At 77.5% G+C, this 19,006-nt stretch carries 15 protein-coding genes; 2 read left to right on the top strand and 13 right to left on the bottom strand.

What is annotated here, in order from left to right:
* Window positions 1-219 precede the first annotated feature (219 nt).
* From ACI78Q_RS21585 to ACI78Q_RS21575, 3 genes are read right to left on the bottom strand one after another with little or no spacing between them, the layout of a single operon-like run.
* On the bottom strand, window positions 220-1,065 hold the full coding sequence (locus ACI78Q_RS21585) for an FAD binding domain-containing protein (protein ID WP_456925512.1): 846 nt from the start codon (window positions 1,063-1,065) through the stop codon (window positions 220-222).
* On the bottom strand, window positions 1,062-1,583 hold the full coding sequence (locus ACI78Q_RS21580; protein WP_456925511.1) for a (2Fe-2S)-binding protein: 522 nt from the start codon (window positions 1,581-1,583) through the stop codon (window positions 1,062-1,064). The genes ACI78Q_RS21585 and ACI78Q_RS21580 overlap by 4 nt, the downstream gene beginning before the upstream one ends.
* 4 nt (window positions 1,584-1,587) lie before the next feature.
* Window positions 1,588-3,990 (bottom strand): xanthine dehydrogenase family protein molybdopterin-binding subunit, encoded by a 2,403-nt coding sequence (locus tag ACI78Q_RS21575; RefSeq protein ID WP_456925510.1) that lies wholly within the window; start codon window positions 3,988-3,990, stop codon window positions 1,588-1,590.
* Window positions 3,991-4,303: 313 nt separating this feature from the next.
* Here ACI78Q_RS21575 and ACI78Q_RS21570 point away from each other — a divergent pair, with 313 nt between their 5' ends.
* Complete coding sequence (locus ACI78Q_RS21570; RefSeq protein WP_456925509.1) at window positions 4,304-4,813, top strand: phosphohydrolase; 510 nt, start codon at window positions 4,304-4,306, stop codon at window positions 4,811-4,813.
* A gap of 21 nt (window positions 4,814-4,834) precedes the next feature.
* Here the strand turns inward: ACI78Q_RS21570 and ACI78Q_RS21565 are convergent, their stop codons facing one another.
* Window positions 4,835-7,540, bottom strand: coding sequence for a PEP/pyruvate-binding domain-containing protein (locus ACI78Q_RS21565; protein WP_456925508.1), 2,706 nt, complete (start codon window positions 7,538-7,540; stop codon window positions 4,835-4,837).
* 128 nt (window positions 7,541-7,668) lie between these two features.
* On the opposite strand from ACI78Q_RS21565, the gene ACI78Q_RS21560 reads away from it, so the two are divergent.
* Window positions 7,669-8,925 (top strand): cytochrome P450 family protein, encoded by a 1,257-nt coding sequence (locus ACI78Q_RS21560; RefSeq protein WP_456925507.1) that lies wholly within the window; start codon window positions 7,669-7,671, stop codon window positions 8,923-8,925.
* Between the two features lie 14 nt (window positions 8,926-8,939).
* Here ACI78Q_RS21560 and ACI78Q_RS21555 read toward each other — a convergent pair whose 3' ends face one another.
* The 9 genes from ACI78Q_RS21555 to ACI78Q_RS21515 all read right to left on the bottom strand — a co-directional run bounded on the left by ACI78Q_RS21555 (window position 8,940) and on the right by ACI78Q_RS21515 (window position 18,856).
* Complete coding sequence (locus tag ACI78Q_RS21555) at window positions 8,940-9,914, bottom strand: patatin-like phospholipase family protein (RefSeq protein ID WP_456925506.1); 975 nt, start codon at window positions 9,912-9,914, stop codon at window positions 8,940-8,942.
* A 70-nt stretch (window positions 9,915-9,984) separates the two neighbouring features.
* Window positions 9,985-11,229, bottom strand: coding sequence for a vanadium-dependent haloperoxidase (locus tag ACI78Q_RS21550; RefSeq protein ID WP_456925505.1), 1,245 nt, complete (start codon window positions 11,227-11,229; stop codon window positions 9,985-9,987).
* A 129-nt stretch (window positions 11,230-11,358) separates the two neighbouring features.
* On the bottom strand, window positions 11,359-12,591 hold the full coding sequence (locus ACI78Q_RS21545; RefSeq protein WP_456925504.1) for a beta-ketoacyl-[acyl-carrier-protein] synthase family protein: 1,233 nt from the start codon (window positions 12,589-12,591) through the stop codon (window positions 11,359-11,361).
* A complete protein-coding gene (locus ACI78Q_RS21540; RefSeq protein ID WP_456925503.1) occupies window positions 12,588-13,463 on the bottom strand; it encodes a class I SAM-dependent methyltransferase in 876 nt (291 codons plus the stop codon). The genes ACI78Q_RS21545 and ACI78Q_RS21540 overlap by 4 nt, the downstream gene beginning before the upstream one ends.
* Window positions 13,456-14,898 (bottom strand): molybdopterin-dependent oxidoreductase, encoded by a 1,443-nt coding sequence (locus ACI78Q_RS21535; RefSeq protein WP_456925502.1) that lies wholly within the window; start codon window positions 14,896-14,898, stop codon window positions 13,456-13,458. The genes ACI78Q_RS21540 and ACI78Q_RS21535 overlap by 8 nt, the downstream gene beginning before the upstream one ends.
* 8 nt (window positions 14,899-14,906) lie before the next feature.
* The gene (locus ACI78Q_RS21530; RefSeq protein ID WP_456925501.1) at window positions 14,907-15,344 is read right to left on the bottom strand and encodes a type II toxin-antitoxin system RatA family toxin; all 438 of its coding nucleotides are present in this window, start codon (window positions 15,342-15,344) and stop codon (window positions 14,907-14,909) included.
* A 19-nt stretch (window positions 15,345-15,363) separates the two neighbouring features.
* A complete protein-coding gene (locus ACI78Q_RS21525; RefSeq protein WP_456925500.1) occupies window positions 15,364-16,374 on the bottom strand; it encodes an SDR family oxidoreductase in 1,011 nt (336 codons plus the stop codon).
* Complete coding sequence (locus tag ACI78Q_RS21520; protein ID WP_456925499.1) at window positions 16,371-17,612, bottom strand: acyl-CoA dehydrogenase family protein; 1,242 nt, start codon at window positions 17,610-17,612, stop codon at window positions 16,371-16,373. Before ACI78Q_RS21520 ends, ACI78Q_RS21525 begins: the two co-directional genes overlap by 4 nt.
* A 23-nt stretch (window positions 17,613-17,635) precedes the next feature.
* Window positions 17,636-18,856, bottom strand: coding sequence for a class-III pyridoxal-phosphate-dependent aminotransferase (locus tag ACI78Q_RS21515; protein ID WP_456925498.1), 1,221 nt, complete (start codon window positions 18,854-18,856; stop codon window positions 17,636-17,638).
* Window positions 18,857-19,006: the final 150 nt, after the last annotated feature.

Below are 19,006 nucleotides of genomic sequence, written 5' to 3'. Positions count from 1 at the left end.
GGCGCGTCCTGGGGAGACATGGGTCCTCCTCCGTCGTGGCTCCCGGCCGGCGCGGCCTCGCGGGCACGCACCGCCGCTGCGCGGTGCCGGGGCCTGGACGCTATCGACCCGCCCGGTACCGCAGAAGGCGTGCGCGAGCGCCGCGGGCCACCCCTCATCGCCGGCGCGGGCGCCGGAGGCCTGCCGCAGGTTCCAGGAGGCGCCGCGGTGCCGGTCCGGTCACCCCGACCGGTGCGCGCCCGCGTCCGCCTCCCTCAGCGCCCGGGCGGTGAGCACCTGCGCGAGGTGGGAGCGGTAGGCCGCGTCGGCGCGCAGGTCCGACGGCGGGCTGGCGCCCTCGGCGGCGCGGGTGGCCGCGGCGTCGATGCCGGCCCCCCCGGCCAGCGCCTGCTCGACCGCACGCGCCCGCAGGGGAACCGGCGCCATGTTGACCAGCCCGACCGCGAACGCGCCGTCAGCCGCCTGCTGGACGGCGACGCCGACGGTGGCCCAGTCCTGGCTGCGCTGGCGGAACTTCTGGAAGCTCCACGCCCGCCCGGGCACTGCCGGGACGCGGACCTCGACCAGGACCTCGTCGGGCTCGGCCGCGGTCTGCCAGAAGTCGACGAAGAAGCCGGCCGCGGCGATCTCGCGGTCGCCGCCGGGCCCCCGCAGCAGCAGCGTCGCGTCCAGGGCCACGAGCACCGCCGGGACGTCGGCCGCCGGGTCGCCGTGCATCACGGCGCCGCCGATGGTCCCGCGGGCGCGTACCTGCCGGTCGCCCACGGTGGCCACCGCGGCGGCCAGCAACGGCACTCGTCCCCGTACCACCGGGGAGGCCTCCAGGTCGCGGTAGCGCAGCCCGGCGCCCAGGCGCACCGACCCGTCGGTCTGCTCCAGCCTCCGCAGCTCACCGAGGCCGCTGATGTCGATCAGGGCCTCGGGCGCGGCCAGCCGGAACCGCATCAGCGGGATCAGCGAGTGCCCGCCGGCGAGGAACGTGGCGTCGTCCCCCCGCTCGGCCTTGAGCGATGCGGCATGGTCCAGCGACTCCGCGCGCAGGTAGTCGAAGGCGGCGGGGATCATCGCCGGCCCGCCTCAGCGGCGCGTTCGGCGTGTGCGGTGGCCATGGGGCCCGGGCCGCCGTTGTCCCGCGCCCAGGCCACCGACTCCACGATCATCTGGTAGCCGGTGCAGCGGCAGAGGTTGCCCTCGAGGCCCGCGCGGATCTCCTCGGCCGTGGGCCGGGGCTGGTCGAGCAGCAGCCCCGTCGCCGCCACCACCATGCCCGGCGTGCAGAAGCCGCACTGCAGCCCGTGGCACTGCCGGAAGCCCTCCTGCACCGGCGACATCTCCCCGTCGTGGGCCAGGCCCTCGACCGTCAGCACCTCCCCGCCGTCGGCCGCAGCGGTGAAGACGGTGCACGACTTCACCGCGACGCCGTCGAGCAGCACCGTGCAGGCGCCGCAGTTGGAGGTGTCGCACCCCACGTGCGTGCCGGTGAGCCCCAGGGTCTCGCGCAGGTAGTGCACCAGGAGCTGCCGGGACTCCACGGTGCCGTGCGTGGCGACGCCGTTCACCCGCATGTGCACGTCGTGTCTCACGGGGTCACCGTCCAGTCTCGTCGGGACCGCCGCCCGGCCCGCCGGGCGGCCGGTCGGACGGCGGGGTGGCGGCCGCGCGGGCGGTTCCGCTGCCCGCGCCGTCGTGCATCGCCGTCCACACCCGGAACGGCGTCAACGGCATGTCGATGTGCCGGACGCCGAGGTGCGACAGCGCGTCGACGACGGCGTTGACGACCGCCTGGGGTGCCGCCGTCGCGCCGGACTCACCGAGCCCCTTGGCGCCGAGGGGGTTGAAGCTCGTGCGCACCACCATGTGGTGGCTCTCGATGGCCGGCACGTCGGGAGCGCCGGGCACCTGGTAGTCGACCAGCGTGGCGGTGACCGGCTGGCCGTCCGCGTCGTAGACGACCTCCTCCAGCAGCGCCTGGGCGATCCCCTGGGCCAGGCCGCCCTCGACCTGGCCGCGGGCGGTCAGCGGGTTGATCACGGTGCCGCAGTCGTCGACGGCGACGTAGCGGAGGACCTGGACGCGGCCGGTGTCGCGGTCGACCTCCACCACGCAGGCGTGGGCGCCACTGGGGTAGCTGAGGTTGGTCGGCTCGTAGTAGTCCATGAACTGGAGGCCGACCTCCATGTCCTCGGGGCACTTGTGCGGCTTGTAGGCGGTGAGCGCGACCTCGGCGAGCGGGACCTCGGTGCCCGGGGTCCCCCGCACGGAGAAGGTCTCGCCGTCCTGCTCGATGTCGCCCTCGTCGGCCTCGAGCAGGTGGGCGGCGATCTGCAGCAGCTTGTGCCGGACCTTGCCGGCCGAGCGCTGCACGGCCGGCCCGCAGACCGGGATGGCGCGGCTGCCCATCGTGCCGATGCCCTCCTGCACGGTGTGCGTGTCGCCGTGCCGCACGGTGATGCGCTCCACCGGTACCCCGCCGAGGGCGTCGGAGGCGATCTGGGCGAAGGCGGTCTCGTGCCCCTGGCCGTGCGGGCTGGTGCCGACCGACACCACCACCGAGCCGTCGGGGTTCATCCGCACGGTCGAGGACTCCCAGCCGCCGACGTAACCGAACTGCTCGAGCAGCGGCGTGGGCCCGAAGCCGCCCATCTCGACGAAGCTGGAGAAGCCGATGCCCAGCAGCGGCCGGCCGGGGTCGGCCCGGCGCTCCTCGGCCTCCCGCCGGAGCTGCGCGACGTCGAGGTGCCGGAGCAGGGTGTCGAGCAGCCCGGGGTAGTCGCTCTCGTCGTAGACGATCCCCGGCCACTGCGTCGCGTAGGGCATCTCGCCGGGCTGGATGAAGTTGACGCGGCGCACGTCGATCGGGTCGCGGCCGAGCTCGTCGGCGACCACGTCCATGACCCGCTCGATCAGGAAGGCGGCCTCCGGCCGGCCGGCCCCGCGGTACGCCGCGACCGGCGTCGTGTGGGTCGCGACGCTGCGGAACGACGCGGCGATCGTGCCGATCCCGTAGCAGCCGCCGGACATGTAGGCGGTCAGGGTGGGCAGCGCGGCCCCGAGCGGGTCCGGCCAGGCCCCGCAGTCCTGGACGATCGCCACGCGCAGGGCCAGCACGCGGCCCTCGTCGTCGAAGCCGACGTCGACGTCCTGGACCTGGGCGCGGCCGTGCGTCATCGAGACGAGGTTCTCGCTGCGGGACTCGACGTACTGGACCGGGCGCCCCAGCCGCCGGGCGAGCTCGGCGGTGAGGATGAACTCGGGGTAGAAGCTCGCCTTGGCGCCGAAACCGCCGCCGACGTCGGGCGCCACGACCCGCGTGTCGTGCTGGGCAAGACCGAACATCGCGGCCAGCTCGTTGCGCAGCGGGTGCGGTGCCTGCACCGTCGCGTGGAGCGTGAGGGCGTGGGAGTCCCAGGTCGCCAGGCAGCCGCCGGGCTCGATCGGGACCGCGGCCAGCCGCTGGTTGCGGATGCGCAGGCTGGTGCGGTGCGGCGCCGCCGCCAGCTCCGCCTCGGCGTCGTCCTCGGTCATCTGCTGGGCGAGGACCACGTTGCTGCTCTGACCGGGCACGATCGGCGCCGCGCCCTCCGCCATGGCGGCCTCGACGGTGGTCAGCGCGGGCAGCGGCTCGTAGTCGACGACGACGGCGGCCGCGGCGTCGGCGGCCAGGTACCGGTCGGTGGCGACGACGACGGCGACCGGCTCGCCCACGAAGCGGACGGTGTCGGAGGCGAGGCACGGCCGCTCCATGCCGGGCAGGGACCGGGTGGGCGGCAGCCCGGCCAGGTCCGCCGCTGTCCAGACGCCGAGGACACCGTGCGACCCGGCAGCTGCCGCGGTGTCGATCGAGAGGACCCGGGCGTGCGCGTGGGGGCTGCGCACGAAGGCCATGTGCGCCGTGCCGGGCAGGCGGATGTCGTCCACGAAGCGGCCGCGCCCGGTGAGCAGCGCCGGGTCCTCCTTGCGGACGACCGCCGCCCCGACCATCGAGGCCATCAGCGGGTCACCTGCCCGCGGTCGACCGGCCGCCCGTGCCGGTCCGGGCGCCGTGGACCGGCCCCGCCCGCGCGTACCAGGGCCGCGACGTCGCCGGAGATCCTGGGGGTTGGGAGTCCCATGGCATCCACCTCGTACGAGCCGGACGACAGCGTTCAGCAGCTTCCTAGGACCCGGCGCCGCGCCGGGCAACGACCGGGCGCGCGGGGCGTCGTGGTGGTGACGCTCCGGCGCTCCCCGCCTCCGGTACGGGACGGTCCCCACCCGGATCGTCGCCGGACGTCCGGTTCCGGCAGCACCTAACCTCGGGGACGTGGCGTTCACCGTGGCCGACGCGCACCTGCTGGCGCTGGCGGCGCACGAGGGCCAGGTGGACGCCCGGGGCCGCGACCACTACCTGGCCCACCTGCGGCCGATCGCCGAGGCGCTGCGGCCGCACGGCCCCGAGGCGGAGATGGCCGGCCTGCTCCACGACATCGTCGAGGACACCCGCGACCACCCCGACCCGGACCGCCGCTACGACCTCGACCGGCTGCGCGCCCTCGGCGTCCCGGAGGTGGTGGTCGAGGCGGTGGACGCGGTCACCCGGCGCCCCGGGGAGCCCTACATCGCCGGCCTGATCCGCCGCAGCGCGGCCCACCCCCTCGGCCGGCTGGTGGAGCTGGCCGGCAACGCGCACGACCTCGCGGCCAGCGCCGAGCTGGCCCGGACCGACCCGGACAAGGCCCGCAGCCTGCGCGAGGGCCGCTACCGCCCGGCCCGCCGGATCCTGCTCGCCGCCGAGGCCGCCGACCGGGTGCACGGCCGCCGCGTCCTCGTCTGACCGGGGATCCCGGCCGGGGGCTCAGCCGTCCGGCGCGACGCTGACCAGCCCGCGGGTGCCGTCGACGGTGAGCCGCTGGCCGGTGGTGAACCGGCTGGTCGCCTCCGGCAGGCCGACGACCGCCGGGATGCCGTACTCGCGGGCGACCACCGCCCCGTGGGAGTTCGCCCCGCCCATCTCCATGACCAGCGCACCGGCGGTGAGGAACAGCGGGGTCCAGCCCGGGTCGGTGGACGGCGCGACGAGGACCTCGCCCGGCGCGAGGTGCGCCCCCACCGGGTCCAGGACGACGCGGGCGGCCGCGGTGACGGTCCCCGCCGACGCCGGGGTGCCCACCAGCGCGCCGTCCGCCGCCGGTGGCAGCCCGGTGCGCGCCTCCGGCTCGGTGCCGTCGCTGAGGAGGACCCGGGGCACGTGGCGGCGGCCCATCTCCCGGTCGAGGTCGGCGCGGCGGGCGGCGACGAGGTCGCGCACGTCCCGGCCGTCGAGGGCGGCCGCGACCTCGCCCACGTCGAGGAGGCACACGTCCTCCGCGCGCACGAGCCGGCCCCCGGCGGCGAGGTCGGCGCCGATGCCCAGCAGCTCGCCGCGCGCCCGGGCCAGGACCATCACGATGAGGGCCTTGGGCAGCTCCCGGATGCCGGCCAGCTGCCGCGCGCGGTCCAGGGCCAGGCCCACCGCCGCCCCCCGCAGCCGGCCGCGCCGCCGGGCCCGGCCGGTGAGCGTCGCCACCATGGCCTCGGCCTCCGCGGCGGCGCGGTCGAACACACGCCGCGGCGCCCGGTCGGGGTCGTCGAGCCGCAGGTAGTTGCCGAGGACGCCGAGCACGTGGGTGGGGTCCTCGGCCCAGCGGGGCACCCCGACGTCGATCTCGGCGACGGCGCGGTGGCCGTAGCGGTCGAGGAACCCCCGGAGCCCGGTCTGCAGGACCGGCGGCAGCGTCCCGGCCCGGGCGCGCGCCGCGAGCGCGGCGGCCGGCTCGCGGCGCACCGCCGCGGCGGCCTCCTCGTCGTCCCGGACCGCGGTCGCGAGGTCCCACAGCTCCAGGTCCATCTCGGTGGTCACGTTGTGCGGCAGCCCGCGGAGGACCGTCGCGAGCTCACCCGGTCGCGCGTCGGGCCCGAGCAGCCGGCCGGCCAGCCACAGCAGCGCGAAACCGGCCGCGGCCGGCGGCATCACCCGCGGCACCACCTGGACGACGGCGGAGCCGAGCAGCCCGACGACGGCGTCCAGCCGATGTGCGGGCGGGGCGGACGCCGGCAGCACCGGACGCCCCCGCAGCCGCGCCTCCACGCGGTCCAGACGCCGGCGCGCCGCCGCCGGCCGGGCCACCGCCTGCACCACCTGCAGCGGGATGGCGTACCGCGCCGCCACCACCGCGAGCCGGCGCACCACCGGCGCCCACGAGGGGTACACCACCGACAGCCGCGGATCGTCGAACAGCCCGCGCAGCACCGCGGCCGAGCGGGCCTCCATCACGTCGAGCACGCGGGGGAAGACCGCCCGCCCGGCGGTGCTGCGCACGATCGCCGTGATGTCGAAGAACAGCCGCCCCGCGGCGTCCCGGACCCCCGGCGGCCCGGCCACCGGGTCGGCCGGCGGGGAGCCGTAGAGGCCGGCGACCGAGGACCCGATGACCCGGATCGCGGACAGCCCGATCGGCGTCAGCGGACGGGTGAGCCCCTGGGCGAGGCTGAAGCAGAACCAGACGCGCAGCCCGGGCCGCGCCGGGTCGCCGTCCGGGATCGGGAACAGGGTGGTGACCGGCCGGGCCTGGGTGAGCCACAGCGCGCCGGTGCCGTCGACGGCCCACTCGGTGTCCTGAGGCGTCCCGTAGTGCTGCTGGACGCGGTCGCCGAGCCGGACCAGGGCGCGCAGCTGGTCGTCGGTGAGGCTGGCGGTGTCGGACGCCGGCACCGGCAGCGTCTCGGTCCCGCCGCCCGGGCGGGCCCGCACGACCAGGCGCTTGTCCCCGAGGCGCCGCTCCAGGACGGCGCCGGTGCGGCTGTCGAGCACGAAGTGGTCGGGGTTGACGGCCCCGCTGACCACGGCCTCGCCCAGACCCGGGCTGGCGTCGACGACGGTCTCCCCGCGCCGTCCGGTGACCGGGTTGACGGTGAACAGCACGCCCGCCACCGCGGCGTCGACCATCCGCTGCACCACGACGGCGAGCCGGGTCGAGGCGGAGTCGACCCCGTTGCGGAGCCGGTAGACGACCGCCCGGTCGGTCCAGAGGGAGGCCCAGCAGCGGTGGACGGCGTCGAGCACCGCGTCGGCGCCCGCGACCCCGAGGTAGGTGTCCTGCTGGCCGGCGAAGCTGGCGTCCGGGAGGTCCTCCGCGGTGGCCGAGGAGCGCACCGCGACCGGGGTGGCCTCCCCCAGCTCCCGGTAGGCCGCGGTGACCTCGGCCGCGACGTGCGCCGGCACGGGGGTGGCCAGGATCCGCTCGCGGGCCCGCCGGGCGAGGTCCGCCGACCGGTCCAGGTCGTCGGCCCCGGTGGCGGCGAGCTCGTCGAGGACCCCGGTGAGATCGGCGGCCGCGACCACGTCGCGGTAGGCGTCGGTGGTCACGCAGAACCCGTCGGGCACCGGCAGCCCCGCGCCGATCAGCTCGCCGAGGTTGGCCGCCTTGCCGCCGACCCGCTCCACCGCCCCGGCGTCGACGTCCCGCAGCGCGACGACCACCGGCGGTGCCGGCTGACCGGTTCCCTGCGAGGTCGCGCTCACGGTCGTCTCCCGCCGTCGTCCCCGGCGAAGCAGCCCGGACGCTACTCCCGTGCCGCGCTCCGCGGGCCGGCGACGACCCGGCCGCGCAGGGGGTTGTCCCGCCCGCGGCGCCCGAGGACTCTCGGGCGATGGACCCCCGCTCGTCCACGGCCACCACCCTCGACCCGGTGGTCGAGCTGGACGCGGCCTTCTTCGCCGACCCGTACGCCCTGTACGCCCGGCTGCGCGCGGAGCGTCCGGTGGCGCGGGCCCGGACCCCGGTGGGCCTGCCCGTGTGGCTGGTCACCCGGTACGACGACGTGCGACAGGCCCTCACCGACCCCCGGCTGGCCAAGGACGCCGGCGGCTTCGCGCGGGTGCTGGGCGCCCAGCCGGTGCCGCCCGAGCGGCGCGCGGTGTTCACCGAGGAGCTCACCCGGCACATGCTCAGCAGCGACCCGCCGGACCACACCCGGCTGCGCAAGCTGGTGAGCCGGGCGTTCACGGTGCGGGCCATCGCGGCGATGCGCCCGCGGATCGAGGAGGTGGCCGCGGGGCTCGCCGACCGGATGGCCGCCGGCCCACCAGTGGTCGACCTGCTCGACGCCTTCGCCTTCCCGCTGCCGATGGCGGTCATCTGCGACCTGCTCGGCGTGCCCGGCGCCGAGCGGACGAGCTTCCGCACGTGGTCGAACACGCTGCTGTCCTCCGACGGCGCCGCGGCCGACCGCTCGGCGGCCGCGGCCGCCATGGCGCGCTACCTCGGGGCGCTGGTCGCGGAGAAGCGGGCCCGGCCGGCCGACGACATGCTGTCGGCGATCGTCGCCGCGTCGGAGGACGCCGACCGGCTCTCGCCCGAGGAGACCGTGGCGATGGCGTTCCTGCTGCTGGTCGCCGGCCACGAGACGACGGTGAACCTCATCGGCAACGGGGTGCTCGCGCTGTTCCGCTCCCCCGACCGGCTCGCCGAGCTGCGCGCCGACCCCGACCTGACCCCGCGGGCGGTGGAGGAGTTCCTGCGCTACGACGGCCCGGTCGACCTGGCCACGTTCCGCCACACGACCGAGCCGGTCGACATCGCGGGCACGACCATCCCGGCCGGCGAGGTGGTGCTCCTCGCCCTGGCCTCGGCCGACCGCGACCCCGCCCGCTTCCCGCGGCCCGACGAGCTGGACCCGCACCGCGAGACCGGCGGCCACCTGGCGTTCGGCTTCGGCCTGCACCACTGCCTCGGGGCCCCGCTGGCCCGGCTGGAGGGCGAGATCGCCTTCCGGACCCTGCTCGCCCGCTTCCCCGACCTGGCCCCCGCCTGCGACCCGACCGAGCTGACCTGGCGCGCCAGCATCCTCATGCGCGGCGTGACCCGGCTGCCGGTGCGGCTGCGGGCGCCCGGCGCCGGGACCTGACCGCACGGCCGGCGCTACCCCGCCTCGGCCGCCTTGCGGACGAGGGCGGCCACCGCCGGGGTGGCCGCGCGGGAACCGGCCGCGAGGAACGACTGCTGGACGACCTCATTCAGGCGGGAGCGGGACATCATGTCGTTGCCCATCACCTCCTGCTCCGCCGCGCCCGGCGTGAACACCAGCGTCTGGACGCCGGTCGCCTCCAGGGCGCCGACCTCGCGCCGCAGCAGCCGCGCCGAGTGCCGGCGGGAGGCGGCGTAGACGTCCGGCCGCAGCCCGGCCGGGCCGCTCATGGGCGAGATGACGACGACCAGGTCCAGCCCCAGGCCGCGCAGGATCGCGGCGTTGGTCGGCGAGTGCACGCCGCCGTCGACGTAGGCGTGCCCGTCGATGGAGACGGGGGCGAAGTACCCGGGCACCGCGCAGGACGCGGCCACCGCCAGGTGCACGGGCGCCTCGGGTGCCCCCGGGCGGCCGAAGACGACGCGTCGCCCGTCGCGCCGGCGCACCGCGCAGATCCACAGCGGCCGCTGCGGCCACCCCGGCTGCTCCAGCTCCCGCAGCGCGGCGAGCTGCTCCACGACGTCGTGCCGTCCCGGCGCCACCAGGGACATGCCGGCGGCCAGCGGCCGGAAGTGCCACGGCCGGGTGAGCGCCCGCGCGACCATGTGCCGCCCGGGCACGCGCAGGGGGCGGCGCAGCAGGTGCAGCGGGTTGAACGGGGCCAGTTCGGGCACCGAGGTGCCGGCCATCTGGCGCAGCACGTCCTCGTCGCCGGACAGGGGGGCCTTCACCGTCCAGGCCGCGAGGTCCTCCGCCGAGACGCCGAGCCGCAGCAGCGTGCCGGTGATCGAGCCGGCCGACGTCCCGACGACGACGTCCGCGGTGCGCGCGTCGAAGCCGAAGTCGTGCTGGAGCACCGCCAGCACGCCGGAGTGGTAGGCCTGACCGACGACGCCCCCGGCGCCCAGCACCAGGCCGACCCGCGTCATGAGCCGAGTCTGCCCCGGCGGCCGGGTGCCGACACGCCGTCCCCGCGGGGCCGGGGCGACCGGCCCGCCGTCACCGCCCGCCCGCGCCGAACTCCTCGAGCACCGCCTCGGCGACCCCGCTGCCGATCTCCCGGGAGTCGTCCATCGAGTCCCGGAAGTGGATGCCGAGCCAGACCCGCGCGTCCATGACCTCGTCCACCCAGGTGTCGGCGTCGTCGTAGACGCGCGTCGTGCCGGTGACGGTGCTGTGGATCCGCAGGTCCACCTGCCCGCGGCCGAACAGCCCCTCGAGGGTCCCGGCGACCGCGGAGCTGATGCAGCCGTGGCCACTGGGGTTCTCCGGGTACGGCGGGGCCGGCACCAGCGAGGTCCACCCCGGGTCCGGTGCGGTGGCCGGGTTGCCGTCCCGGTCCGCCTCGTGGATCGCGGTGACCGGCCGCCAGAAGGCGGTGTCGTACTTGACCCGCCAGCAGGTGATCCCGGCGTCGGCCCCGGCGCTGTTGGCGGCGGCGAACACCCGCGCGGTGCCCTCGACGTCCATCGGCTGGCGGGCGAGCCGCTCGCGCATGGCGTCCTGGTACTGCCGCACCGGGTTGTCGCTCCAGAACCGGGCGAGCTCGGTCTGCTCCGCGGTCCGGTCCGTGCTCGTCGCGGACCCCATCGACGCCGCCTCGGCGAGGTCCGCGGCGTACTCCTCGCTGTCCAGCGGGTCGGGGCCGTCCGAGGCGAACTGCTCGGCCGAGTCGACGACGAGCGGATCGGTGAAGGCCAGCCACGGCGCGAGGAACTCCCCGCTGCCGGTCGAGACCCACCGCCCCGGCTCCGGGTCCTCGGGCGTCGGGAGGGTGATCGGGGCGTCCCGCCCGTCGTCGGCGCGGGCCGCGACGAGGGCCGCCGCGGCCGCGGCGCCGACCGCCTGGCCGGTGCGCCGCGCCTCGCCGTCCGGGACGCCGCCGAGCCACGCGTCGTAGTCGGCGTCCAGCGCGGCCCGGGACGCCGGGAAGTACTCGGCGAGGACGTCGCGGGCCGCCGTCGCCGCGGCCACGTCGGAGGCGGCGTCGTGCTCCTCAGCGGCGACCACCGCGCCGTACACGGCCGTGGACACCAGGCCGAGGTGGAGCTGGGCCACCGGCGGCGGCTTCTGCCCCTCGACCCCGATGGTGCGCCAGGCGATGGCGTTCCAGCTCAGCACGACCCCGGGGTCGCCCGCAGGGGGGTCCGGCGGGGAGCCGGCGGCGACGGTCGGTGCCGTCGCGAGCACCAGCAGCGCGGCGGCCACCACGCCCTGCCGGGGAGCGGTGCGGTTCCTGGACACGGACGCCTCCTGTCCCCACACCCGGCCCGGCGTCTGCAGGCGGAACGGCCTGTCCGGGGCCGGTGCCGGTACCGGGAGCAGGGCCGAACGGTAGCCCCGTGCGGAGGGCCCGGACAGGGACCTCCGTCGTCAGGCCGCGCGGACGGCGAGGCTGACGTTGTGCCCGCCGAAGCCCAGCGAGTTCGACAGCGCCACCCCGCGTCCCAACCGGCGCGGGCGGTGCGTGACCACGTCGAGCGGCACCCCGTCGTCGAGGTGCTCGAGGGTCGGGTGGGCGGGCGCGATGCCCTCGCGGACCGCCAGCACCGTCGCCACGGCCTCCACCGCGCCCGCCGCCCCCATGAGGTGGCCGGTCATGGCCTTGGTGGCGCTGACCGCCACGCCGTCGGCGTGCGGTCCCAGGACGGCGCGGATCGCCGCGGCCTCGATCACGTCGCCCACGACGGTGGACGTCGCGTGCGGGTTGACGTGGACGACGTCGCCCGGGCCGGCCCCGGCGTCGGCCAGCGCCGCCCGCATGGCCCGGGCCGTGCCGGCACCGCTGGGGTCGGGCCGGACGAGGTGGTGGGCGTCCGCGGTGAGGCCGGCGCCGGCCAGCTCCGCGTGCGCTCCCGCGCCCCGGGCCGCGGCGTGCGCGGCGGACTCCAGGACCAGCACGCCGGCCCCCTCCCCGAGGACGAACCCGTCGCGCCCCTTGTCGAACGGCCGGGACGCCGAGCGCGGGTCGTCCTCCCTGCGGGACAGGGCCCGGGCGGCGGCGAACGCGGCCAGCGACACGCGGTGGATCGGGGCCTCGCTCCCGCCGCACACGACGACGTCGGCGCGTCCCGACCGGACCAGCTCCAGGCCCAGGGAGATGGCCTCGGCCCCGGATGCGCACGCCGACACCGGCGTCCGCACGCCGCCGCGGGCACCGAGCTCCAACCCGACGGTCGTCGCGGCCCCGTTCGGCATGAACATGGTCACCGCCAGCGGCGAGACCGCGGCCGGCCCCCGCTCGCGCAGCCGGTCGCACTGGTCGACCAGGGTGAGCAGGCCGCCGACACCGGAGCCGATCACCACGGCCAGCCGGTCCGGTTCCACCTCCGGCGCGCCGGCGTCCCGCCACGCCTCCCGGGCGGCGAGGAGCACCAGCTGCTGGACCCGGTCCAGCGTCCGCGCCTGCTGAGGGCGGAGCTGCTCCGCGACGTCCGTGGACACCGGTGCGGCGATGCGGACCGGCAGGTCCCCGGCCCAGCTCCCGGGGAGGGCCCGGGCCCCGGACCGACCCTGCAGCAGGCCGTCCCAGAGGGCGCCGACGTCCGGCCCGAGCGGGGTGACCGCGCCGAGGCCGGTGACGAGGACGGGGCTGTCGTGCTTCATGCGGCTGACCTCCGGGCGTGGACGAGCATGGGGACGAGGTCGCCCGCGGCGTAGGCGTCGCGGGCCACCGTGAGCGTGCGTTCGACGGCGTCGGTCCCGGCGTCGCCGAACAGCGACCGGGCGACGCCCCGGAACATGCGCAGGGCGCGCAGCCGCTCGCCGAGCAACTGGTGCGCCCAGTCGGTGAGGTCGCGCTCCTCGACGGGCGTCAGGCCCGCGGCGCGCAGGTGCCGGCGGCGCTCGGCCGCCGACGACAGGAAGAACACGCCGGAGGGGTGCAGCGCGCGGAAGTCCGCGCCGGCCGTCCGCCCGGACGCGGCGATGCTGACCTCCTCGGTGAGGACCAGGACGCCCCCGGGGCGCAGCACCCGGGACGCCTCGGCCAGCACCCGGCCGGGCCGGGCGAAGTGCGGCATCGACCCGGTGACGACGACCGCGTCGACCGAGCCGTCGGCCAGGGGCAGCCGCTCCGCGCTCGCGCACACCGACCGGCAGTTCGTGGCGCCGAGGGACGCGGCGATGACGTCGGCCGCGGCGCAGTGCTCCGGGACCAGCTCGACGCCGAGCGCCGTCCCGACCCCGACCCCGCGCCGGCGCAGCCGGTCGGCGACGTACCGCAGCGCTCCGCCCAGCCCGCTGCCGAGCTCGACGAGGACGCCCACGCCGTCGGGCAGGTCGCGGGCGACCCGGTCGACGACGAGGTCGCAGCCGGGCGGGCCGAAGTGCCCGAGCTGGTCCATGCCCGCCGGTACGGCCGGGTCCTCCCCCACGCGCCAGTCCTCGGCCACGTCCCGGGCGATGTCCCACGCGGCGAGGGTGGCGAACAGCCCGGCGTGGTAGCGCCGCTGGGCGTCGACGGCGCGGTCAGCCACGGCGACCGCCCGGGACGGCGCGGGCGACGAGGCGGACGGTGTGCAGGCCGGCGGTGCCGGCCGGGAAGGGCGGGGCCGGCTCCCCGGTCTGCGGCGGGCCGGTCCGGGGCACCGCGCGCGCCCGCACGTCGTGCGGTCCGGGCGGCAGTTCCACCGAGGCGCGCCACCGCCGCCAGGACGTGCCGGACAGCTCGCGGGCGAGCTCCGCCGGGCGCCAGGGGCCGCCGTCCACCGACACCTCGACGCCGCGCAGGCCGTGCGGAGGCGCCCACGCGACCCCGCGGACGGCCACGGCGCCCGCGGGGCACGGGCCCGCCGCCGGCGCGTCGATCCGGGCCTGGGGACGGACCCGGACGGGGCCGGCCGGCCAGCCTCGGCGCACCCAGTAGTCCGCGGGCCGGTCCTCGACCAGGCGCAGCTCGGTCAGCCACTTCACCCCGGCGTACTGGCCGTACAGGCCGGGGACCAGCAGCCGCGCCGGGTGGCCGTGCTCCGGCCGCAGTGGCGCTCCGCCGAGGCCGAGCACCACGGAGCCGCCCAGCTCGTCGAGCACCTCCAGCGGCCAGGACATGTCCACGCCGTCGGCGGACCGGGACACCAGGGCGGTGGCACCGGGCAGCGGGCCGACGAGGTCGAGGACCCGGCGCAGCGGGACGCCGGTCCACCGCCCGTTGCCGACCCGCGGACCGCCCGGCGGGTTGTGGATGCAGACGAGCACCGCGTCGACGTCCTCGGTGCCGAGCGCCAGCAGGTCGGCCCGGCTCAGCTCCACCTCCCGCGCGACCGAACCGCCGATCCGCAGCCGCCACGCGTCGCCGTCCACCAGCGGCGTGCCGAGCGCGACGTCGGTGGCCAGGAACCGCTCCGGCGGCGTCGACAACGGGCTGCACTCCCCCCACGTCTCCGCGCCGTCGGTCGGGGCACCGGCGGCCAGCGGCAGCGGCGCGCGGCGGGCCCCGGCCGCGAACCGGCGGCGCCGCAGGACGCGGCGTCCGCAGCCGAGGGCCAGCGCGGCGCCGCCCAGGCCGGCCGCGGCACCCGGGTGCCGGGCCGACAGCGCCCGCAGCCCGACGACGCCCCCGAGCGCCGCCGCCCCGGCGCCGGCGACCGGCGCGCGCGCGGGACGCCGCGCGGTGGCCGCGGCGCCGAGCGCGGTGGCCAGCGCGACCGCCGTGCCCCTCGCCGCCGGAGCGCCGGCCGCGGCGACGCCGGCGAGGAGGACGCCGCCGGCCACGCCGGCCCGCGTGAGCGCCTTGTCCGCCGCCCCCACCGTCGTCACGACCCGGTCCACGACCGCCCGCGGGGCGGTGTCGACGACGACGCGGGCCACGGCGTCCAGCAGCGAGGGCCGGTCCACGAGGGCGGTGAGGAGCTCGGCGGCCCCGAGTCCGGCCAGGGCCGCGGCCGCGCCCCGGCCCGCCGCCCGCGGGTGCACCGTCGCCCCTACGCCGCGAGCCGGGCGTGCAGCTGGACGATCATCGAGCGGGCGTTGTCGTGCAGGGCCCGCGCGGCGACAGGGTTGAGCATCTCCTCGAGCAGCGGGACGCCGAGGTCGAACTCGACGTGCAGGCGGACGCGGCTGCCCCCGGCCCCCTCGGGGAGCACCTCCCAGTACCCCTCCAGGTGCGCGAGGTCGCCCTCCACCTGCTCGAAGGACATCCGCCGCGCCGGGGCGTCGATCGTCTCCCGCTCCACCCACTCCATGACCGAGCCCTTGAGCAGCACCGACCAGGCGGTGATCCGGACGTCGCCGTCCCGGGACAGCACCTCGATCCGGCGGACGTCGTCGAGGACGGGGGTGAAGGTCTCGAGGTCGAGGACCGCGGCCCACACCCGGTCGGGGTGCAGCGTGCTGGCGCTCTCGGTGGTCACGGTCGGCATGGGTGCTCCCTCGGTCGGTTCAGGTCCACGGGCGGGGTGTGCTGCTGGCGATGGCCGGGTGGGCGTCGGCCCAGTGCCGGACGCACCGCTCCAGGGCGGGGGTCACCGCGGGCACGGCCACGTCGGGCGGGAAGGCCCGCGCCGTCTCGAAGTAGTGCCGGAAGGCGCTCAGCCCGGCGAGCAGCGCGAGGTGCCGGGGCCGGAGGTGCTCGGCGGCCAGGGGGCGGTAGAAGCGCTCCCAGGTGTCCGGCGGGACGAACCGCAGCCGGCCGAGCGGCGGCAGGCCCCGCTCCCGCCGCCACGCGTCGAGCACGGCGTAGCTGGTGTCCATGACCTGCCGCAGCGTCAGCGCGTGCGCGCCCGCGGCCAGCGTCACCGGCGTCGTCCGCCGGGGCGGGTCCCCGAGGGCGCGGCGGACGACCTCGGCGGCGACGTCGTCGACCGGCGCCAGCTCCACCTGCGCCTCCGCGTGCCCCACGACGGCGGGGAGCAGACCGGTGAGGGCCGCCCGGATCAGCTGGTAGATCCCGGTGAAGCGGGCCACCCGGCCGTCGTCGCGGCGGCCGATGACCAGCGGCGGGCGGACGATCCAGCACGGCCCGAACAGCTCGTCCGCGGCCCGCTCGGCCGCCGCCTTCGACCACTCGTAGGTGTTGCGGTAGTCCGCCAGGTCGGCCGACGCCGCGTCCCCGGCCAGGCCGGTCGCGAAGGCGGTCGACACGTGCACCACGCGCGTCTCCGGGCCGACCACGGGGCGCAGCGCCTCGACGGTGCGGACGTTGGCCCGCCACGCCTGCGCGGGCTCGAGGTTCCACCGCACGTTGGCACCGCAGTGGACGACGACGTCCCACGGGGTGCCGGTCAGCGCCGCCGGCGGGGGCGCCACGTCCATGGCCCACGCCGCGACGCCCTGCTCCGGGCGCCCGCGGTAGCTGGTGGGGGTCACCTCGACGTCCGGGTGGGCACGGGCCAGCAGGCGGGCGACCTCGCTGCCCACCACCCCCGTCGCACCGGTCAGCAGCAGCCTCACGCGCCCGCCACCGCCCGGTGCAGCGCCGGCGCCGCCTCGTCCAGGGCCAGGTCGGCGGGCAGCCCGAGGCCGGTGCGGCCCAGGTACTGGCGGGCGGCCGCCGCGGTCGGCGGGTGGAACCGGGCCGCCTGCACGTCCCGCCACAGGCGCTCGAACGGGGTGCGCCGGCTGAACGACAGCCCGCCGATGCACTCGCCGAGCCGCCCCACCCCCGCCGTCACGGCGTCGGCGCACCGCTGCTTCAGGGCGACGGCGTGCGGGAGCAGCCCCTCGGGCGCGGCCCCGTCGGCCAGGCGGGCGGCGATGCCCAGGCATGCGGCCTGCACGGTGAGCACCTCGGTGAGGACGTCACCGACCACCTGGTGGGTCGACGGCAGGTCGGCGCGACGCGTGCCCAGGTGGTGGACCCGCGTCCGGCCGAGCAGCGCCCCGGCCTCGGTGAGCAGCCGGTCGAACGCGCCGAGGTAGGTGGCGGTGGTGGTCAGGCAGAACCAGATCACCCCGGCCGCGATCGCGTCGTCGTCGGCGTCCCCCGGCCGGCTGCGGTGGAACACCAGCTCGTCGGGGACCAGGCAGTCGGTGAAGGCGACGGTGTCCGAGCCCGAGCCGCGCATGCCGAGGGCGTCCCAGGAGCGGGTGACGCTGATCCCCGGGGCGTCCATCGGCAGCAGGGCGACCAGCAGCTCGCCGTCGGTCGTCTCCAGCTGGAAGCACACGAGGTCGGCCACGGTCGCCAGCGAGCACGGGGCCTTGAACCCGCTGAACCGGAGGCCCCCGGTCGCCGGGGAGGCGCGGAAGGAGGACCCGAGCACGTTGCCGCCCAGGTGCGGCTCGGCGAAGGCCGAGGCCACCAGCCGGTCCTGCGCGGCGACCGCCTCCAGGAGGAACCAGGAGACGTCGCGGCGGCGCTGCCAGTGCTCGACCATCATGCCGACCGAGAACAGGTGCATGTTGGTCGCGATGGCCAGCGCCGGATCGCGCCCGGCCAGCGCGGCCTGCACGGCGCAGCACTCGGCCAGCGTGGCGCCCCGCCCGGAGAACTCCCGCGGGACGGGGAGGCCGGGGTACCCGTCGGCCACCAGGGCCCGCAGCCCCGCCTCGTTGGGCGTGCCCGTCCGGTCGGCCCGCTCGGCGCCGGCCTCGACCTCGTCCAGGACGGCGGCCGGCAGCCACCGGTACGCCTCCGGCCAGTAGGCCGCCAGGACCCCGTCCGTCCGCGGGGGCGTCGTCGTCGGCACGGTCGTGCTCCTCTCGGTCGGGGTCAGGCGGGCAGGACGTCGTCGAGGACCGACAGCGCCGTGTCGACGTCCGCAGGCCGCGCGACCAGCGGCGGCAGCAGGCGCAGCGTGGTGGGGCGGCCCAGGCAGGGGCTGATCAGCAGCCCGCGCTCGAGGGCGTCGACCAGGGCGGCGCCGGCGACCGCGGGCGAGGACAGGTCCAGGCCCCACAGCAGGCCCCGGCCGCGGACCGTGGTGACCGCGCCGGGATGCCGCCGGGCGAGGTCGGCCAGGCCGTCGGACAGCCGGCGCTCGAGATCCGGGAGTCGCGGGGCGGCGGCCTCGATCGCGCGCAGGGTCGGCGGCACGGCCGCGCAGGACAGCGGGTGCCCGGAGAAGGTGGCCGTGTGCCGGGACGGGTCCTCGGCCAGCGGGCGGTGCAGGTCGTCGGTGCACACCAGCGCGGACAGCGGCACCACCCCGCCGCCGAGCGGCTTGCCGAGCAGGACGGCGTCGACCGGGATGCCGTCGGCGACGGCCACCGAGCGCTCGCCGCACCGGCGCAGCCCGCACTGGATCTCGTCGGCGACGACGAAGCCGCCGCCGGTCCGGACCGCGCCGGCCCAGCGGCGCAGGACCGGCACCGGCAGCGGGACCACGCCGTTCTCACCCTGCACGGGCTCGACGAGCAGCGCCGCGACGTCGCCGGCGGCCAGCGCGCGGTCGGCCGCGTCGGGGTCCGCGGGGTCCAGGTGCGTGACCGGTCCCAGCACCTGCTCCAGCCCGCCGCGGTACCGGGGGTGGTGGGTCGCGGCGAGCGAGCCGAGGGTCTTGCCGTGGTAGCCACCGGTCACGGCGAGCACCCGGGACCGGCCGGAGGCCAGCCGGGCCAGCTTCAGCGCGGCCTCGACGGCGTCGGTGCCGTTGCAGCCGAACCAGACCCGCGGCAGGCCGACGTACCCGGCCACCGCCGCGGCGGCCTCGGCGAGCACCGGGTTGCCGAGGGTGCGCGTGGCGGTCGGCATCCGGTCGAGCTGGGCGTGCACGGCCGCCACGACGTCGGGGTGCCGGTGGCCGAGCAGCGTGACCGCGTAGGAGCCGAAGTCCAACATCCGGCGGCCGTCGGACAGGGTGACGGAGCAGCCCTGCGCCTCGCTCTCCACCGCGCCGGAGCCGGCGATCCGGCCCAGCAGCGCCAGCGGCGGGGCGAGGTGGTCGCGCACCAGCCGGAACACGCGGTCCGCGGGAGCGGGGAGTGCGGTCACGCTGGTCCTCCGGACGGGGTGGGCGAGGGCCGACGGGGCAGGTGACGGGGCGGCCCCCCCCCCCCGGGCCCCCCACCGCGGGCCCCCCCGCGCCCCGGCGCCGCCCTCACCTGAAAACAAAAAACCGGCCGGGCTGTAAACCCAAAACCA

It is taken from the genome of Geodermatophilus sp. SYSU D00705, from assembly GCF_054050135.1.
Note: the sequence above shows the minus strand (reverse complement) of the source record. Positions and strands in the feature narration are given on the sequence as shown.